Below are 16,167 nucleotides of genomic sequence, written 5' to 3' on the forward strand. Positions count from 1 at the left end.
TTTTTGCTAGCACGCGTATCCAGCCGCCGCCACGCATTAGCCGTCCCGTCGTTGGCCAAACGGCAATTTATCGCTGGTGCCGTTATGAACCTCAACCAAAATTCGTACATTAGAAGCGCACACCTAACTCGTTAATAAACACGTAAAATTACATGGAAAAGAAAATTCTTCTGAACGAACGCGACCTACCTACCCAATGGTATAACATCGTGGCCGACATGCCCAACAAGCCGTTGCCGCCGCTCCACCCCGCTACCAAACAGCCTGTAGGCCCGGACGACCTCGCCCCTATTTTCCCGATGGCACTCATTGAGCAGGAAGTATCGGCAGAGCGGTATATCGACATCCCGGAAGAAGTGCAGCAAGCCTACCGCATCTGGCGGCCCACACCCTTGATTCGGGCCACCAACCTGGAAAAGGCATTGGGCACGGATTGCAAAATCTATTACAAGTACGAAGGGACAAGCCCCAGCGGCTCACACAAGCCCAACACGGCTATCCCACAGGCCTACTACAATAAACAGGCTGGGGTAAAACGCATCATCACCGAAACCGGGGCTGGCCAATGGGGCACCGCATTGAGCTTTGCATGCAGCCAATTCGGAATCGACTGCGAGGTTTACATGGTGCGGATCAGCTTCGACCAGAAGCCCTACCGGAAAATCCTGATGAACACCTTTGGCGCAACAGTCCACTCGTCGCCCACCAACCACACCCAAGCCGGCCGGAATGCGCTTGCGGCTAACCCTGATACGCCGGGGAGCCTGGGTTTAGCCATCTCGGAAGCCATCGAAATGGCCGTGGGCGATGAGCATACCAAATATGCATTGGGCTCCGTGCTCAACCATGTGCTGCTCCACCAGACCATCATCGGCCAGGAAGCGAAGAAACAAATGGAATATACCGGCGATTACCCCGACATTATCATTGCCCCATTGGGCGGCGGGTCCAACTTCGCGGGCCTATCCTTCCCCTTCATACAAGATAAAATTGCAGGCAAACCCCTACGCTGTGTGGCCGTAGAACCCGCCTCCTGCCCCAAACTCACCAAAGGGAAATTCATGTACGATTTCGGCGATACGCAGGGCTACACCCCCTTGTTGCCCATGTATACCCTGGGGCATACCTTTACACCCGCGGCTATCCATGCCGGTGGCTTGCGCTACCACGGGGCCAGTGTATTGTGCAGTCAATTACTCAAAGACGGACTTATTGAAGCACAGGCCATCCAGCAGCTGGAATGCTTCGAGGCCGGCATCCTATTTGCCAAGGCCGAAGGGATTGTCCCTGCCCCAGAAGCGAACCACGGAATCGCCCAAGTGATCCGGGAGGTCAACAAGGCCAAGGAAGAAGGGGTATCTAAAACCATCCTTTTCAATCTCTGCGGTCATGGATTTGTGGATATGGCGGCCTATCAGGATTATTTCGATGGCAAGCTGCGTGATCATTCGTTTACCGACGAGGAGCTTACGGCGGAGCTGGTGAACCTGGAAGCACTACAGCCTTAACGATCAGTACCTGATCTTAAAATCCTCTTTGCATTGCCCGGCATGGAAGAATACCAGCCCAACGTGAAATAAATCGATCGTTACCGTTACTTCAGGCTTGATTTTAATGGATTTCCACAGCGCTTTTGCCCCCGTATCGCGGTAGATACCCGGCAGCACCATTACACTGCCGGCATGGAGTTGCGGCCACAATGCTTCTAATTGGGCGACAGGCTCTTCGAGCGTACCAGCGTCGACAATAACGAAATCTGGGCGAGCTGTTGGTATCGGTTCGTTAGCCAGTATAAACACCATGTCTGGCTGAAACCGATCAATAAGCCGCGCGGTCAAGCGTTTAGCCTTATCCCGTGGTTCGCCAGGCAGGCGTTTGGCATAAATCACTTCATCCACTAGACGATAAACGAAGGGTGAATGGGTGCCATGGCGAGAATGCGCCACAAAGAAGTGCCTCAGCCCGTCGAAATAAAAGCGTAACCTACCCACAAAGGCAAAAATAATATAAAATACCGTTTTGATGGGCCTACCATCCGTATGTGAGGCCACCGTATAGACCAGTGTGCAACGTTTTTTTGCGGCCGCTATCGGTACCTCGATAACCGTAGGTTAACACGGGACCGCCCATTACCGCCCAATGATGGTCGATACGGAGCTTCGGCAATAACCGAAGCGATTGCCGCGACCTACTGTTTTTCTCGAATCCGGTGCTGGCCAGATTGGCAATCTCCGCATCAAACCCAAACATGCCCGCTGTTAGCAGATGGGCGCCCAACCCCGTTTCCAGACCGTATTGTTGCGCCCCACCATCCACACCATAACCAACACCGACAAGCCCGTACATCACCTTGCCGCCCGAGCGGAAAGTCAACCAGGCCATGCCAGGCTCGGCGACGCCTACGCCAACTCTCCGCCCGCCATTTTTCACCAGATTGACCAATCCAATGGGATAATCACTGCTATCGGCAATATTGACCAACCCCGCTAGTTGGACCCCTCGCACATTGTCGGCCACATTAAACACACCAGACAGTTGCATGCCTTTTACATCTCCAGCGCGGTTGCTTACACCACCCACTTGTATGCCCAACACGTCGCCGGCCACGATATTGGATATCCCGGCCACTTGCACGCCTTTTACCTGCCCGCCCACCAGGTTGAACAGTCCGGCGGTTTGGAAATAACCAACGTCTCGCTGGTTGACATTGAACACACCACCTACCTCAATGCCATTCACGCCAGCGGTGTGTCCGCCGATGATATTCAACGAAACTCGGTTGACCACCTGACTATTGAACAAGCCTTGGGAGCTTATCCGCGGGGTGAGGGATATCTGATAGGCATTATAGGCGAAGAACCCGTCGAGATTGATCCGCTGTATGCGTTGTTTCGAGCTGGTAAAAAAGCGCCCGAACGCCGTCCCTTCCAGTCCGGCACCATCGTTTTCGGGAAAAAACCAATACCGCCTCGCCGCAGCTTTCGAACCCACCTCCACAGGTAGCAAGAGCGCGATGGTCGTATCCCGGTAATTTTCTTTGCTAATGGTTAGCCATATCGTCTCGTTGGGCCGCCGGAAAGCCAGTTTAAAATTTCCTCCCGGGTCCGATAACGTAGACACGAGCACATTCCGCTCGTAAACACTGGCTTGGTTAATGCCCATTCCGTTACCGGCATCTTTCACCTTCCCCTCCACCAACAAGGGCCTGCCCCGCCGTTCTTCTATATGTACCGTAAGGTCAATCAGTCGCGGTGCATAACGGATAATGACGTAACCAGGGCTTTCCTTAAATACGTAGTCGGCACCAAACACTTGTTCGAGGAAACCCACCAACGTACCGCGATAGGGCGGCATGTTTATCTGTTTATCGGTAGCTACCACGTCGCTGTTGTACGAAAAATAGAATGCCTGCCGCTGGCTTATCGAATCCAGCAAATCGCCCAAACGTTGGACATCCGTACCATTAACGGTGATTTCGCGCGCCAGATACGGTTGGGCCCCGCAGGTAAATCCCATCAGCAACAAACCGGCAACCATCAGACGATACCGCATTCCCAAACTAATTGAACACGTACTGATTACCTCGCCGTGTGGCGGTTACCCCCAACGTTTCCGTGATCACACGCAGCGTCTCGTCCAGCGTACCCTGGTGCAGGGTCGTCGTCATCGGCAGGTCGCGGATCGTCTCGTTGCCAATGGTGACCTCCACGCCGTACGCATCCTCCAGCATCTCGGCAATACGCCATAACGGGGTATGGTCGAGCACACCGATTACCGTACGTTCTTCAAATTGTCGGGTATTGGTGTTGATCGTCACCTTCTGCCGGGCTTCCAGCTCCACAGTCTTATCAAGCCCGGTCACCTTTACCTTGCCCGATTCGACGATGACCGTCGTTTCGTCGCCGTTTCGGCTTACGTGGAACGAAGTACCCAGTACCGTTACGGTCACCTTGCCCGACTGGATGACGAAAGGTTTATCCTGGTCGTGTGCTACTTCGAAAAACACCGACCCCTTACGAAGTTCGACCGCTCGCTTCTGCTGGAATAACCCCTGAGAAAAACGCAACGAGGCAAACTTGCTTAGCGTGATGACCGACCCATCCGCGAGCGTATCCGTATCTACTAAATTGGTTGTCTCATGCACCGCCCCCATGAGGCGATCGCCAGTGATACGTACACCAACAAAATAATAGCCGGCGAACGCCGTAAATAATGCGATAACCAGCACGGCTACGATACGCGTCCACCCCATTCGCCGGATGAGCGTTTTGGCTGACGACGGCGCGGCGGCGTGGTCCGCGCCGTCCAAACGTGCGGTAAAGCGCTCCCAAGCTTCCTGCTCGTCTATCCCACTCTCGGGGCCGACCGACTTACTAATCTCCCAGATCAGTTCCATACGGGTGTAGTGACGTTTATTATCTGGATGTGCGGCAACCCAACGGCGCACGGCTTTGGCTTCCTCCTCAGTCGCTTCGTTCAGCAGGTATTTCATCAACAATGCATCATCCATAACAGCATAGATTTGATAATAAAACAATCAACAACGGCAGGAAGTCGGCCAACCTAAGCCGCAACAGTTTCAGTGCCTTCCCCATATGGGCTTCCACGGTTTTCACCGAAATACCCAGCCGTTCGGCAATTTCGTGGTACCGCAGCTCTTCAAAGCGGCTGAGCTGGAATACCGTGCGGCATTTCTCGGGCAACCGTTGTAATGCGGCATGCAACTGGCGTCGCAGCTCACTGTCGGCCACCACTTCGTCGGCTTGCCGACGTTTGTGTTCCACCATCGCTTCTTCCATATACCTACGCTGCACTTTCTTGTGTTTCAGGTAATTCAAACTTTCGTGGTACACCGATTTGTAGAGATAAGCCCGCAGGGAGGTGTGGATCGCCATCCGTTCCCGGTTCTCCCACAATTTCAGAAATACATTCTGCACGATTTCCTCCGCCATCGGTTCATCCCGAAGCACGGAGTATGCGTAGGCATGCAATGCTTTGAAGTTGCTTTTGAAGGCCTCCTCGAAGGCTGTTTCGGGACCGGGATACGTCACTGTTTCGCTTTTGGCCAAAGTTACTTCCATTTAGCTACATTGACAACCTCGCCGCCTTTTACCCTTACGCCAGAAATATTTTTTGATTTTTAACCCGGATTATTCATTAGCTTTCGTAATGAGGGCTGTAACTGCAATAAAGTCAGGATGTTTGGAGGCTGAGGCATAGCAACGCTATGTGAGGCCGAAAATATCAGCGAAGCGACTGAATTTGAAGCAGTTTTAGCACGTAATAGAAGTGCTAATGAATATTCTGGGTTTAATCAACGTGATAACGGAAAACCTTCCTTCCCAGTTGTCCTCCGGCCCCAATCCCTTCAATCACCACGCGGTAGCTACCCGGCCCAGCGGCATTGAAAAATTGGACACTGGCGCTTCCGGAAGCGTCGGTGCTCACATCGGGGTTCCAATACACCGTGGTCCGCCGGTCGGCAATGGCATCGGAGACTTTGGACGTACCGTATTTAGGCGAATAGAATTCACGGACGTTGCTGAAGCCTTTAGGAGCGTATAGCTTGGTATCGTAATTGGGCGTTGCGCCGGGCTGCCAGCCACGGGTGGTAATGATAATCACCCCGTTCCGGCCGCCGAGGCCGTAAACGGTTGTCAGGGACGGCGAACGGAGCACTTCAATGCTGACAACTTGGGAAGCGTCTAGCATGCCCTGCTCGAAAATGCCACCGATATCAGACTGACCGGATTCGCTATTGGGGTCCATCGTCCATCCATCCACCACCACCAGCATCGCGCCGCCGCGGGTGCTGTGCGGTATCCCAACGGGACCGAAGTTGGTCTGCGTTGTCCGAAAAACCACCCCTGCCAAACGTCCCTCCAAACAAGCGCGTAGCGTTAGGCATGCCGTAAGCTCATTGCCCGTAATGATTTGATCTGCGTTGCCCGGCCCGTTCATGTTGGCCGACTGTGCAAACCTGGACTGCCCGGTAGCGGTAACGGTTACTTCATCCAAGTGGATGATACGGCTTTCCAGCCCCAACGTCTGCAACAGGGAGTCGCTCGCCATGGCCTGCCGGGTATAGGTCGCCACGGCAGTCGGAACATCGAGCATAAGGTCGGCACGGTTCTTCGTCGCACTTACCGGCAAACCCGGCAGAGCGTCCAAAACAACCTCTACCTTATCGCCACCTTTTGCCGTGCGGCCCTGCACCGTAAACTTGATGCTATCGGTCAACATCAGGTTATCAAACACGAATTCGCCTTCCTCGTTAGTCACCGTATCCAAGGCTACATTGGCATTCGTAGAAAACAGGGTAACCCGTCCGTTGGGAACCGGCTTCTGGTTGCGCAGGGATAATAACTTGCCACTGATCGAACTGACCATTTTCTCGACCGGATAGGGCAGTTTGGCCATGTCCTCACTGTCGTTTAGAAGTTCGTCCCAGAGGAACCGTCGGAAGCCCTGCGTCATCATGAGCAGGTCGAGGTGATCACGCTTCTCATCCGTTACGTCGGAAAAGTAATAATTGGGTTGCTCAACGTACCCTTTCAGGTCCGAACGGAGCAGCAGCTGCGAAAAAATCGTGCGCTCCGATCCGTGCGCTACCGGTAGTGCATTTTCATTGGTTACGGACACCGAAAAATTGGCAAGCACAGGGTGACCCGCTGAATCTGTCGTGTTCCAATCCAAGGTCGTTGACGCGCGCCCGTCGGCTCGTACGGGCCAGCCGTTGTCGCCAAACCTTAACGTATCGGCATTTTCGATAAATAGCACCCGCTCATTCACCGGCTTCCCAGTGGCGTCAAACAGCGTAAGTTGCACAATGCCCGAAGAAATGTCAGTTACCGGTAAGCGCAGCACCGTCATCGGTGCCGAGAGCGAAAGGTTATCCGCGTAATAGACCTGCCCCTGCCGGTGCAACATCAAACCGACCGGTCCATACCGATTTTCCGTAGCCTGTAAGCGGATCAACACCTCGCCCAGATCGTGCTGCGCATAAGCAGAAAGCACGTAGCCCGAAGTAACGGACGCTGGCAGTTCAAATTCCTTGGTGCTGCCATCCGCCAGGCTCACGCGTGCGCGGTAGGTCTGCCCAGGCTCTTGAAGCATGGAGAATACCCCCATCCCCGCATGGGCACTTTCCAGGTTGGCAACCACCTTACCTTGGCTATCCAATATTTCTCCTTTGATATCCAGACCCAATCCATCCGTACCAATGGCCTTAAACGCGATACGCGAACGCAAGCCTGCAACAGCGCTGCCCCCTTCTGGAAAAAACTGGACGTCAAAATCGCCGAACGTGGATTTTATTGGAAATTTGTGTGTCTGTTTACGACCATCTTCGGTAATCGTCGTCTCGATATACATCGTCAAGGTATCGTACCCCTCTTTGGGTTTGAATCCGAGTGAAATGCGGCCGTCGGCATCGGTTTTCCCGTTGCCCACCCGGATTTGTTCCTGTGAAGATTTCACCACGTAGCGAACGGGGGTTCCAACGGATGGGCTCCCCTGCTCGTCGGTATAGCTAATGGTCGTGATCACCTCCTTTTCATCGGGTTGATACTGGTAGCTGGCATTCGCCTTTAGTATGCCCTCCGACATGGTGCCGACAGGAATCAATTCATCAAAAAAGTAAGCTGGTCCGGCATTGCGCATCCATTGGGTGTACCCCCGCAGGCGATAGTTACCGGCCCGCAGGTGATTGGGCAGATCGATATTTCCTTTGGCCAGCCCCGCCATCAACGGCAGTTTCAGCGCTGCGACCAGCGAATCCGTTTCGGAAATCAGATCGACGTATACGGCTCCACTCCAGCCGGAGAGCTGATGGTCGGCGCCAATTACCGTGTAGGCTTTTAACCAGATGGTATCGCCGGCTAAATAGTAGGGTTTATCGGTATGGATGTGCACCCGCTCCGGCCGATGCTGATGCTCCCATCCTTGCAACCTGGCTACGACCGTATCCAATGGCGCTTGCGCAGCACACCAGCACGTCTGCCCGACGATGAACAGCATGACGGAAATATACCGGATATGTTTGTATAGCGTCAATTCTGAAACGATAATACCCGCCACTCTGCCAACTGGAACAAACTACCCGAATTGACCTCGGTGATATTCAATCGGTAGACCAGGTATGGCGTGGTGTTATTAAAAAGAAACGTACGGGTTTGGAAGCGCTCGGGAAAATCTTCACCCTCGCGGACATCCAATGTCACCCAGGTTTCACCGTCGTTGGAACCTTCGAGATTCCAATTCAACGGGTCACGGCCGTCGGCGTCGTTGGCCGAGGTCATGGAGTATCCCGAGATGGCCACGGGTTCATAGAAGCCTAGCTCGCACCACAGGTCGCCGACATAGTCGAACTGCAGGAATTTGGTTTCGGTGTTATTGTCTATCAATTTCGGCGAACCTTCACCCGATTCGCGGCCGTTGGAATTATCCCGGGACACCGTTAAATTGGCCTCGTTGGTCACATCACGCACCAAACCCAGGTCCGTCACCTGTCCGTACACCACCACCACCGATCCATTGGCGGTAGTGCCTTTCAGGGTAAGATCATCCAATCGGCCCGATTCAACGGCAACATCCACCGATGGGCCGGCCGTGATAAACTCACTGGTGTCGGCACCGGCAAACCAGCGCACTTCCTGCAAGGGCATTACTGCGTTGTAACTTAAACTCATGAATCCGGGGTCGCCCGATGATGCATTCAACTTCAACAGCGAGTCGGCCGGCAGGTTGATGATTACTTCTCGCTGTGCCCAATAGCCGTCGTTATTTTCCGTACGCAATTTCACATTAAACACGCCGGTTTTCAGAAATGTATGCGTGGGTGATTCGTTGATGGAGGTACTATCGTCACCAAATTCCCATCGCGAAACGGCAAAATTCGTCGACGCATTGTCGAACTTAAACGTAAAGGGATCATCTTCCGATACCTGTCCGAAAGAGAAGTCCGCTGTTGGCTTCGGCTCTTCCTCCTTGGGCGGTTCGATAACTTCCTTATCACTGCACCCCCAAATGATCAGGGCTAATAGTGCCCAGCCTATAAAGATCTTCGTATTCATATCGCTATTCGCTTGCTTAGCTATTTCATAAATTTACCTACCGCTATGGATGAACCGTTACGGCACACGGATCAGCCGTAATTCGGCCTGTTGATACAGGGAGCTCCCCCAGTTTTCGGTGATATTGAGCCGATAATGGGTGTATGCCACGTTGGTTTCAAAATCGTACCGCTTGGTCTGGAACCTCCCCACAAACTCCTCATCTTGCCGCCTATCCAGCGTCACCCAGTTTTCGCCATCCATCGACCCCTGCAGGTCCCATGTCTTCGGGTCCCTGGTTTGCGCATCATTTGCCGATGTCATCGTGTAGGCCCCTACCAATTGCGGCTCGTCAAACACCAACTGTACCCATAGATCGCCCGAGAAGTTCGACTGGAGGAACTTGCTATTGATGTTATTATCCACCAGTTTCGGGGAGCCCTCGTTGTTGTCGGGGCCGCCGTTGTTATCTCGGCTCACGCTGAGCGTGCCCAGCTCGGTCACATCCGTCTCGATGACAAACTCCGGATAGATGACCACAATAACGTAGCTCTTTTCCGGGTCGATCAAATGCCGGGTGGTTTCGGTAATTTCGACCTGTATGGCTAATACCTTATCTACGTTTTCGTTGATCACCGACATGGGTACAATCATCCCCATTTCGCCACGCGACGTATTACTGGAAACCCGTAAACTGGAGTCCAACTCAAATTGTTCGGATGTAAGGGCAACCGTATTCGGCGGTAGCGTGCCGTCGGCAATCAATTTTTGGATCGTATCGGCCGAAGCTTTTGATTTCACATCAAAAAAGCGGCCCGGCTGGCCCACCAATGAAATACCAAGCGGTATGTTTACCCCATCGGATGAGATGGTATAATTCCGTCGGTTCCGCACTTCCAATTCACCGCCGCCGCCATTGGCGATGGATACGTAGTGGATATCCTCCATCGCCAGGAGGTCCGTGGTATTCATCACGATCAGCGTTGTCGTCTCCGATGTGAGTTGGTTACCCTTGCCGGGGTTTACGAGATCGACGGCTATGGCGATCTTCTCGCCATAAAATTTCTCCAGTTCGGTGATACTGAACGTTACAGGGAACGTGCTCTCCGACGCGCCATAGGTAAAATTGACCACATTGGGCAGCGTTGTTCCAATCGATGGAAAAGGGAATGCTCCATCCAGTTGCCCCGTCGCCGCCAGTTGCTCCACGGTATCGGGGTTCAATTGAAGCTCTACCTGAAAGGCTTTCGACGCCGGTGCCGATAACGTAACGCCCACACGGATGGTTACCGTCTCACCGGTTTTAGTAATCCCGTCGGCCACCGCTCCCGTTTCAACCGTAACGGGGGTTCCGCTTTCAATGCCGAAATCTTCCAATTTAGTGTCGCTGCATGCCATAGCTAGCGCGGCGACCCCTAAACAGATTGATGGAAAAATGCGTAATTTCATTGTCGTCATTATTTACTGATCTATCCAAACCCGGCCATCCAATTGCCAATTCTCTTCAGCGAACACTTTGAGCCATGTAAGTATCTGCAAAGGCACATCCACGGCACGGGGCACGTTTGCCGCCAGATCTTCGCTGCTGGGGGCACAAATCAACTCGTTGAGGTGCACCGAAGACTCGCCGGTGTTGGAAAGCTCCACGTGGTTACCCAATGGCCCCAGGTCTTCAATCTGGCCATCATCATAATTCGTCACCGGCCAATAGCCCGCCAACGCATCGTAATACGGATGGTTCTCGTCTACCCCAATCTCGCAGGCGTACTGGTTTACTACCTCTTCGGCCAATGCTAATTTCCAGATGCGCACATCGGAAATGAAGGCATCCGGGTCCCAGTCTTCATTGGGGCCCATATATCCGATGCGCAACGGTTGTTCATTGTCGATGGCACCCCAGTCTTTCACATTAACCTCATTATTTCTCACGCCATTCGTATACGTGATGATCACCCGCTCACCATTGACGATACGCCCCACGATGGCGATGCTGTTCCACGTTCCGTCTGACAGTTCGCCGCCGGAAATCTGGCCACCGCCCGTGGTGCCGCGGGCGTTGAAACGCCAATAGTTATCTTCCAGGAAGACCGTCCACCCGATCGAGTCGGTTTCTGTATTCCATTCACCGCGTTTGCTCAATAGTGCGGGATAGATCTGGTTGATGGTTTTATTCTTCTTTACTTTCAGCTCAATGGCAAATGATCCCTCCCCGAAATTATAGACCGAGTTGTCTCCTTCGTCTGTTACGGTGCCGTACAGCCGTTCGTCAAAACGGATGAAATTCCCCTGGTAGCGGTTGCCCGCGAACGGCTTAGCGATATAGCGTGTTTTGTACGTGGGTGAGCTGAAAATGGTAAACGTATTGTTCAGCGGCCGACTGAAAATCGTGTTGTCGTTATCGTCGTCGGCTACCGGGTAATCACCGCCAATGCTGGAGGTGACCACCACCAACCACTTTTCGGTGTCGAAATCCGCACGGGAACGCATGGCGGTGAGCAGCTCCCCCAGCCGGGTGTCGAAATCCATAATGGCCTCCCGGTACGCCGGCACCGAGGCATCGTAGCCCTGCGCAGCACCAACCGCGTTGGGGCTGGTAAAATGTACCGTAAATACATCTTCGTCGCCTGCAACCAGTGCAGCGGCCGCTGCTGCGGTAACCGCCGCATCATCCGCCAGCACCTCGGCTTGATCGGCCGATTCGCTAAATGCCGAACCGAAAAGTGCAGACGAGGTGTATAGCGCCGACTGGATGGTATTATCGGCTTCGCGAAGCCGTTCGAACATGGGCGGAAATGCGTCAAAATCGGCATTGTCAAAATCATTATTCAGCACACCGTGCTTGCTCTTGGACACGCCGGTAAGCATGCTCGCCCAGTTTGCACCCGGCTCCACCGTACCTTCGTCGCTCACCGATACCCACGAGTGGATAGCCGTGTTCAATAAGCTGCGCACCGTGGGTGGTTCAATTTCCTGGATGGACTGTCCGCGGACACCATCCACAATCACCAATAGTACCTTGGGGTCGCCGTATTGCACATCAACCGTGTCGCTATGGTCCGTTTCCGGAATCAGCCGACCGAATTGCTCCTGGCAGGCAAACACCCCCAACAGCGCAACCATTACCATTATTCCTTTTATTTTGTTGCTCATATCCAATTGCTTAATCGAGTAAAATGCGAAGGATGTTATGTGCCGGCTCGCCATTGAACTGGTCAAAAAAGCCGATAATCAATAATGCGGGCTTATTGTCGGCCGACCGGGTTTCGAACACTTCCGATACCGACCCACGGAACGTACCAATGTTGTTGTACCCCTCGGCGAGGTTGCCTGCCGCGTCGAGGAACATGATCCCGTTCCGCACCACCCCACCATATTGCTGGAAATTGCCCGATACGAAGACCAATCCGTTGGCTAATTGACGGGCATAGGTGGGGTTTCCGTTTGTAAACGTCTTGGCTTGGAATGAATCATCCAGCGAGCCGTCTTCGTTGAGCAATACGATCTGGCCAACGGGTGTACCGTTATACGATCGGAAATAGCCGCAAACCATATACTTCCTCGTGGTTTTATTGTATGTAACCTCGTAAACATCAAAATCAAAGCCTGTCTGCCCCGCATTGAATGTTTCATCAATGGTACCGTCGGCATTGAGCCGTAAGATGCGGCCAACGTCCCGGTCGTCGAATTTACTGAACTGGCCATATATCAGCAGTTTACCGGCCAACGCACCTTCTTCGTGATAAATGGAGGCAACGCCCGCTGCATTTGCCCCTATCGGGCTCTTATTGGTCGACTCGTCATAACGGTATGTTTTATCCAGCGTACCATCGCGGTTGAACCGTACCAGCTGGCGCATTTCGATGCTATCGATAATAACCGTATCACGTGTCTCTAACCGATTGGCCTTGTCGTACTGCCGCGACACGTAGTAGCGGAAAGCCCCGGTAACCAACAGCTTGTTGTCTTGGTTGTACACCTTGCCTATACCACCGCCGTGCACCCCGCCATTGAAGCGCGAAAAATATTGCGTGGTATCCTCTTGGTCTGGCCTACGCCAGGTATCAATGCCCATCGTATCGATTGTGCCGTTGCTATTGAGCATGGTGATGTTACTGATATTGCTCCGCTGCTGGGCATAATCGGAAAACGAGCCACCGATAAAGTACTTATCATCCAGCTGCACAATGGAACTGATGAAGCCGCTCGTTCCGATACCCGACCGGAATGACGGGTCATAAGCACCATCAAGGAAAGCGCTGGCTATCCGGTTAATGGGCCGCACCGTACCTTTGTTGTCGTAATTATTGAAGCCGCCTACCACGAGCATCTTCCCGTCGTTAGTAAAGAGAATATCGGCTACCTGCCCATTTGCGCCCTGGGTGGCGGCAAACGTCGGGTCTATCCGTACGTTTCCCTCCACGTCAAATTCGGGCCCGAATACCACCACATCATCCACCGAAATGGATAAGACGCCGGTACTGGCAAACGTGGGCACCATTACTTTGATCCCTTCTTCGGTGACCTCCTGGATTTCGCCCTGCTCGCCGTTGAAACGGAAAATCAATTGGTCTTTATAAGGCAATAGCCCGGTAGCCTCTACAGCAATCACCGTTCCCGGCTCGCCGGAGGCAGGAACCGGCGGACGCGTGCGGTCTATGGAAATACCAACGCCTTCCTTTCCCGGTTCATATGGCTCGCCGAAAAACTTAATGTCTTCCTTGCACGAAAGGACCGAAATGAGTCCGATCATCACTCCGATAACGAGTCGGTATGGGTTATTCATTTTCTTCATTTCGCTATCGTTTACTATCAATTATGTCAAAATACATCCGGTTATCAAAACCAAACCGGGAATTTAAGTAGGCCAACGCATGCACCACGCCGTTCGTTGGCTGGATGTCGGACGAGATCACATATACACGCTGCCAATCGGCGAATGGAAAGGACACATTTGGAATGTATGATATGGCCAGTTGCCGGTACCCACCATACTTTAATACACTTCCATTCGCATCGGCATCGTGAAATTCCACTCCGATATTGCATACCGTATTATCGTACGAATAGTAGTTCTGCCCCGGGAACGCGTTCAACACACTAAAGTCGACCTGCGGATAATCGGCGAGCATATTCTTGCCGTGGAACATGTAACGCAGCAGGTACTTCCGCCAGATCAGCGGATCGATATCCGATAGTTGCTGGATGGTGTCGCGGTTTAACCGATAGAGTTCCGTATTTACCCCTCCCCGGCGATAATCACCGATCAGCTCGCGGATATTCCGGTCGTTGGGCGCAAAAAATGTCAACGTATCGTTGTTGAATACATCTTCCAAGCCCGCCAGGCGGATCACCTGGGCCAGCGAATCAAAATGGACCGGATGTGCTTCCAGGTATTCGAGGATGGTGCCATCAAAGGTCGCAATGGCCCGTCCACCATCGATGTAGTAATCGTCTTTCTTGCAGGCGGTAGCCATCACGGCAAAACCCACCAGCATCATTATTATTTTCATGGTCTTTTCCATACTCCTAATCTGCTTTAAAAAACATCATACGCATGCCATCGTTAACTTCCCCCGCCACCCGGCAACCAATAATCATTCAACACCATCTCCGGATTGAACTGCAATGCCGCACCGCTGATTGGCCACGTCCATGCGCGGCGGTTAAACTGATCGAGGTTGAGCGGCCAAGCGGTCCATGTGGAGTTCAAAATACGGCGTGTGCGTATCAGGTCGAAATACCGGTGGCCCTCGCCAAACATTTCCCGGTTCCGTTCCAGGAAAATGGCATCTTTCAGCGCCTGCCCGCCTCCACCTTGGTAAAAAGCAGCACCGGCGCGTTGACGTACCATATTCAATGCGGTAACTGCCTTGTCGTTTTCCGCCACTTCTGCCAATGCCTCCGCCCAGAGCAATATGACACCCGCGTAGCGGAAAATCATATACGTATTATCCGGGTTGGTGCTCTCATTGTCCGTACCGTAAACGTTCAGGCCAAACTTCCGCGCCGTGAACAGGCCGTTATCGGCCAGCATGTTTTCAAACCACACCTCTTTGCGGTTATCGCCCTCGCCACTGGGAAACAAGCGTTCCATGTATTCGGCGGTATAATAACATTGGCTATAGAAATTATCCTGCCGGGGGTGTTTATACGGCCACCGCAGGAAATGGTCGCCAAAGGCCGCCAATAACCGTACATTATCGCCATAATTGATACTGCGGTAAAATTCAAACACACTTTCTTCCGAACGGCCTTTGGTCACCTCGGCCCAGCCATCGTCATCCATCGGCAACAGCCGGTATGGCCCACTATTTACAATTTCTTCGCCCAATGTGGCGGTTTGCCGGTAATACGATTCGCGGTTACTTAGGTCGAACCCGGCATTCCACATGTTCATGTGCATCAGCAATGCAATGACGCTGCCGCGGCTTGCCCGCGCACCACGCAGGGCGACATCGCCATATACCCAGGGGATGTTGTCTTTGTGTGGCGCAAGGTCGGCAATGCATTTATTGATGACAGATACCATGTCTTCGCGCGGCAACGGATCGGAGTGATATGGATCCGTATAATACACCACGTCTCCGTAAAGCCGTACCATCCAGAAATAAGTAAAACAGCGCATAAAGGTCGACTCAGCAATATACCGATCGGTCTCCGCGGCGCTGAGCCCCGGGATGCCCTCCTGTAACTTGTCGATCAGGATGTTGGCCGATTGGATGACTTTGTAATAATTCTCCCAGTTGGTAATCAAATCAAAACGATAAAGGCCGTTATACAACGACGTGTTCATGGCCCTTAGCAGCTGGTTCTTACCCAGCACTTCCACCACTTCTTTTGTATCGTGTTCGCGGTGTTCGGGCGAAGCCCGCATCTCGCCGCTCCGGGCCTCACCCACGGCACCGATGACCCACGACTCGCTCAGTTTGTCGAAAAACAGGCTATACATATTGGCCAATGCTGCTTCCACGTCGTCGCGGGAAAGGTAAAAGTTATTGCCCGTTAGCCGATCAAGCGGCTCCACGGTGAGAAACTCCTTGCACCCCCCGGCTAGGCATAGCAGAGCAACCAGTGCAATCCGTTTTATTTGATGAATATTAACCATTTTCATTTG

Annotated in this window: 12 protein-coding genes; 1 reads left to right on the forward strand and 11 read right to left on the reverse strand. The window is 52.9% G+C overall.

Translation table 11 applies throughout. The features are described 5' to 3' along the window. Window positions 1-152: 152 nt before the first annotated feature. Window positions 153-1,508: a TrpB-like pyridoxal phosphate-dependent enzyme gene (locus U9S71_RS15820; protein WP_326328576.1), complete on the forward strand. Its 1,356-nt coding sequence runs from the start codon at window positions 153-155 to the stop codon at window positions 1,506-1,508. Between the two features lie 3 nt (window positions 1,509-1,511). On the opposite strand, the gene U9S71_RS15825 is transcribed toward U9S71_RS15820, so the two are convergent. The 11 genes from U9S71_RS15825 to U9S71_RS15875 all read right to left on the reverse strand — a co-directional run bounded on the left by U9S71_RS15825 (window position 1,512) and on the right by U9S71_RS15875 (window position 16,158). Beyond that, on the reverse strand, window positions 1,512-1,991 hold the full coding sequence (locus U9S71_RS15825; RefSeq protein WP_326328577.1) for a hypothetical protein: 480 nt from the start codon (window positions 1,989-1,991) through the stop codon (window positions 1,512-1,514). A gap of 37 nt (window positions 1,992-2,028) precedes the next feature. Continuing rightward, a complete protein-coding gene (locus tag U9S71_RS15830) occupies window positions 2,029-3,552 on the reverse strand; it encodes a hypothetical protein (RefSeq protein ID WP_326328578.1) in 1,524 nt (507 codons plus the stop codon). A gap of 7 nt (window positions 3,553-3,559) precedes the next feature. Then, complete coding sequence (locus tag U9S71_RS15835) at window positions 3,560-4,510, reverse strand: FecR domain-containing protein (RefSeq protein ID WP_326328579.1); 951 nt, start codon at window positions 4,508-4,510, stop codon at window positions 3,560-3,562. Next, entirely contained in the window at window positions 4,503-5,081 is a 579-nt protein-coding gene (locus U9S71_RS15840; protein ID WP_326328580.1) for an RNA polymerase sigma-70 factor, read from the reverse strand. The genes U9S71_RS15835 and U9S71_RS15840 overlap by 8 nt, the downstream gene beginning before the upstream one ends. A gap of 229 nt (window positions 5,082-5,310) precedes the next feature. Beyond that, window positions 5,311-8,055: a hypothetical protein gene (locus tag U9S71_RS15845; protein WP_326328581.1), complete on the reverse strand. Its 2,745-nt coding sequence runs from the start codon at window positions 8,053-8,055 to the stop codon at window positions 5,311-5,313. Beyond that, window positions 8,052-9,074 carry a PKD domain-containing protein gene (locus tag U9S71_RS15850; protein ID WP_326328582.1) on the reverse strand — a complete coding sequence of 341 codons (1,023 nt, stop codon included), beginning with the start codon at window positions 9,072-9,074 and terminating at the stop codon, window positions 8,052-8,054. The genes U9S71_RS15845 and U9S71_RS15850 overlap by 4 nt, the downstream gene beginning before the upstream one ends. Window positions 9,075-9,131: 57 nt before the next feature. Next, window positions 9,132-10,502 (reverse strand): discoidin domain-containing protein, encoded by a 1,371-nt coding sequence (locus tag U9S71_RS15855; RefSeq protein WP_326328583.1) that lies wholly within the window; start codon window positions 10,500-10,502, stop codon window positions 9,132-9,134. Between the two features lie 12 nt (window positions 10,503-10,514). Then, on the reverse strand, window positions 10,515-12,203 hold the full coding sequence (locus U9S71_RS15860) for a DUF4983 domain-containing protein (protein ID WP_326328584.1): 1,689 nt from the start codon (window positions 12,201-12,203) through the stop codon (window positions 10,515-10,517). 10 nt (window positions 12,204-12,213) lie between these two features. Beyond that, entirely contained in the window at window positions 12,214-13,845 is a 1,632-nt protein-coding gene (locus U9S71_RS15865) for a DUF5008 domain-containing protein (protein ID WP_326328585.1), read from the reverse strand. 4 nt (window positions 13,846-13,849) lie between these two features. After that, on the reverse strand, window positions 13,850-14,575 hold the full coding sequence (locus U9S71_RS15870) for a hypothetical protein (RefSeq protein ID WP_326328587.1): 726 nt from the start codon (window positions 14,573-14,575) through the stop codon (window positions 13,850-13,852). Window positions 14,576-14,616: 41 nt separating this feature from the next. Then, window positions 14,617-16,158, reverse strand: a complete 1,542-nt coding sequence (locus U9S71_RS15875) for a RagB/SusD family nutrient uptake outer membrane protein (protein ID WP_326328588.1) — start codon at window positions 16,156-16,158, stop codon at window positions 14,617-14,619. Window positions 16,159-16,167: the final 9 nt, after the last annotated feature.

The sequence above is a fragment of the Parapedobacter flavus genome (genome assembly GCF_035818675.1).
GTDB classification, from domain to species: domain Bacteria; phylum Bacteroidota; class Bacteroidia; order Sphingobacteriales; family Sphingobacteriaceae; genus Parapedobacter; species Parapedobacter flavus.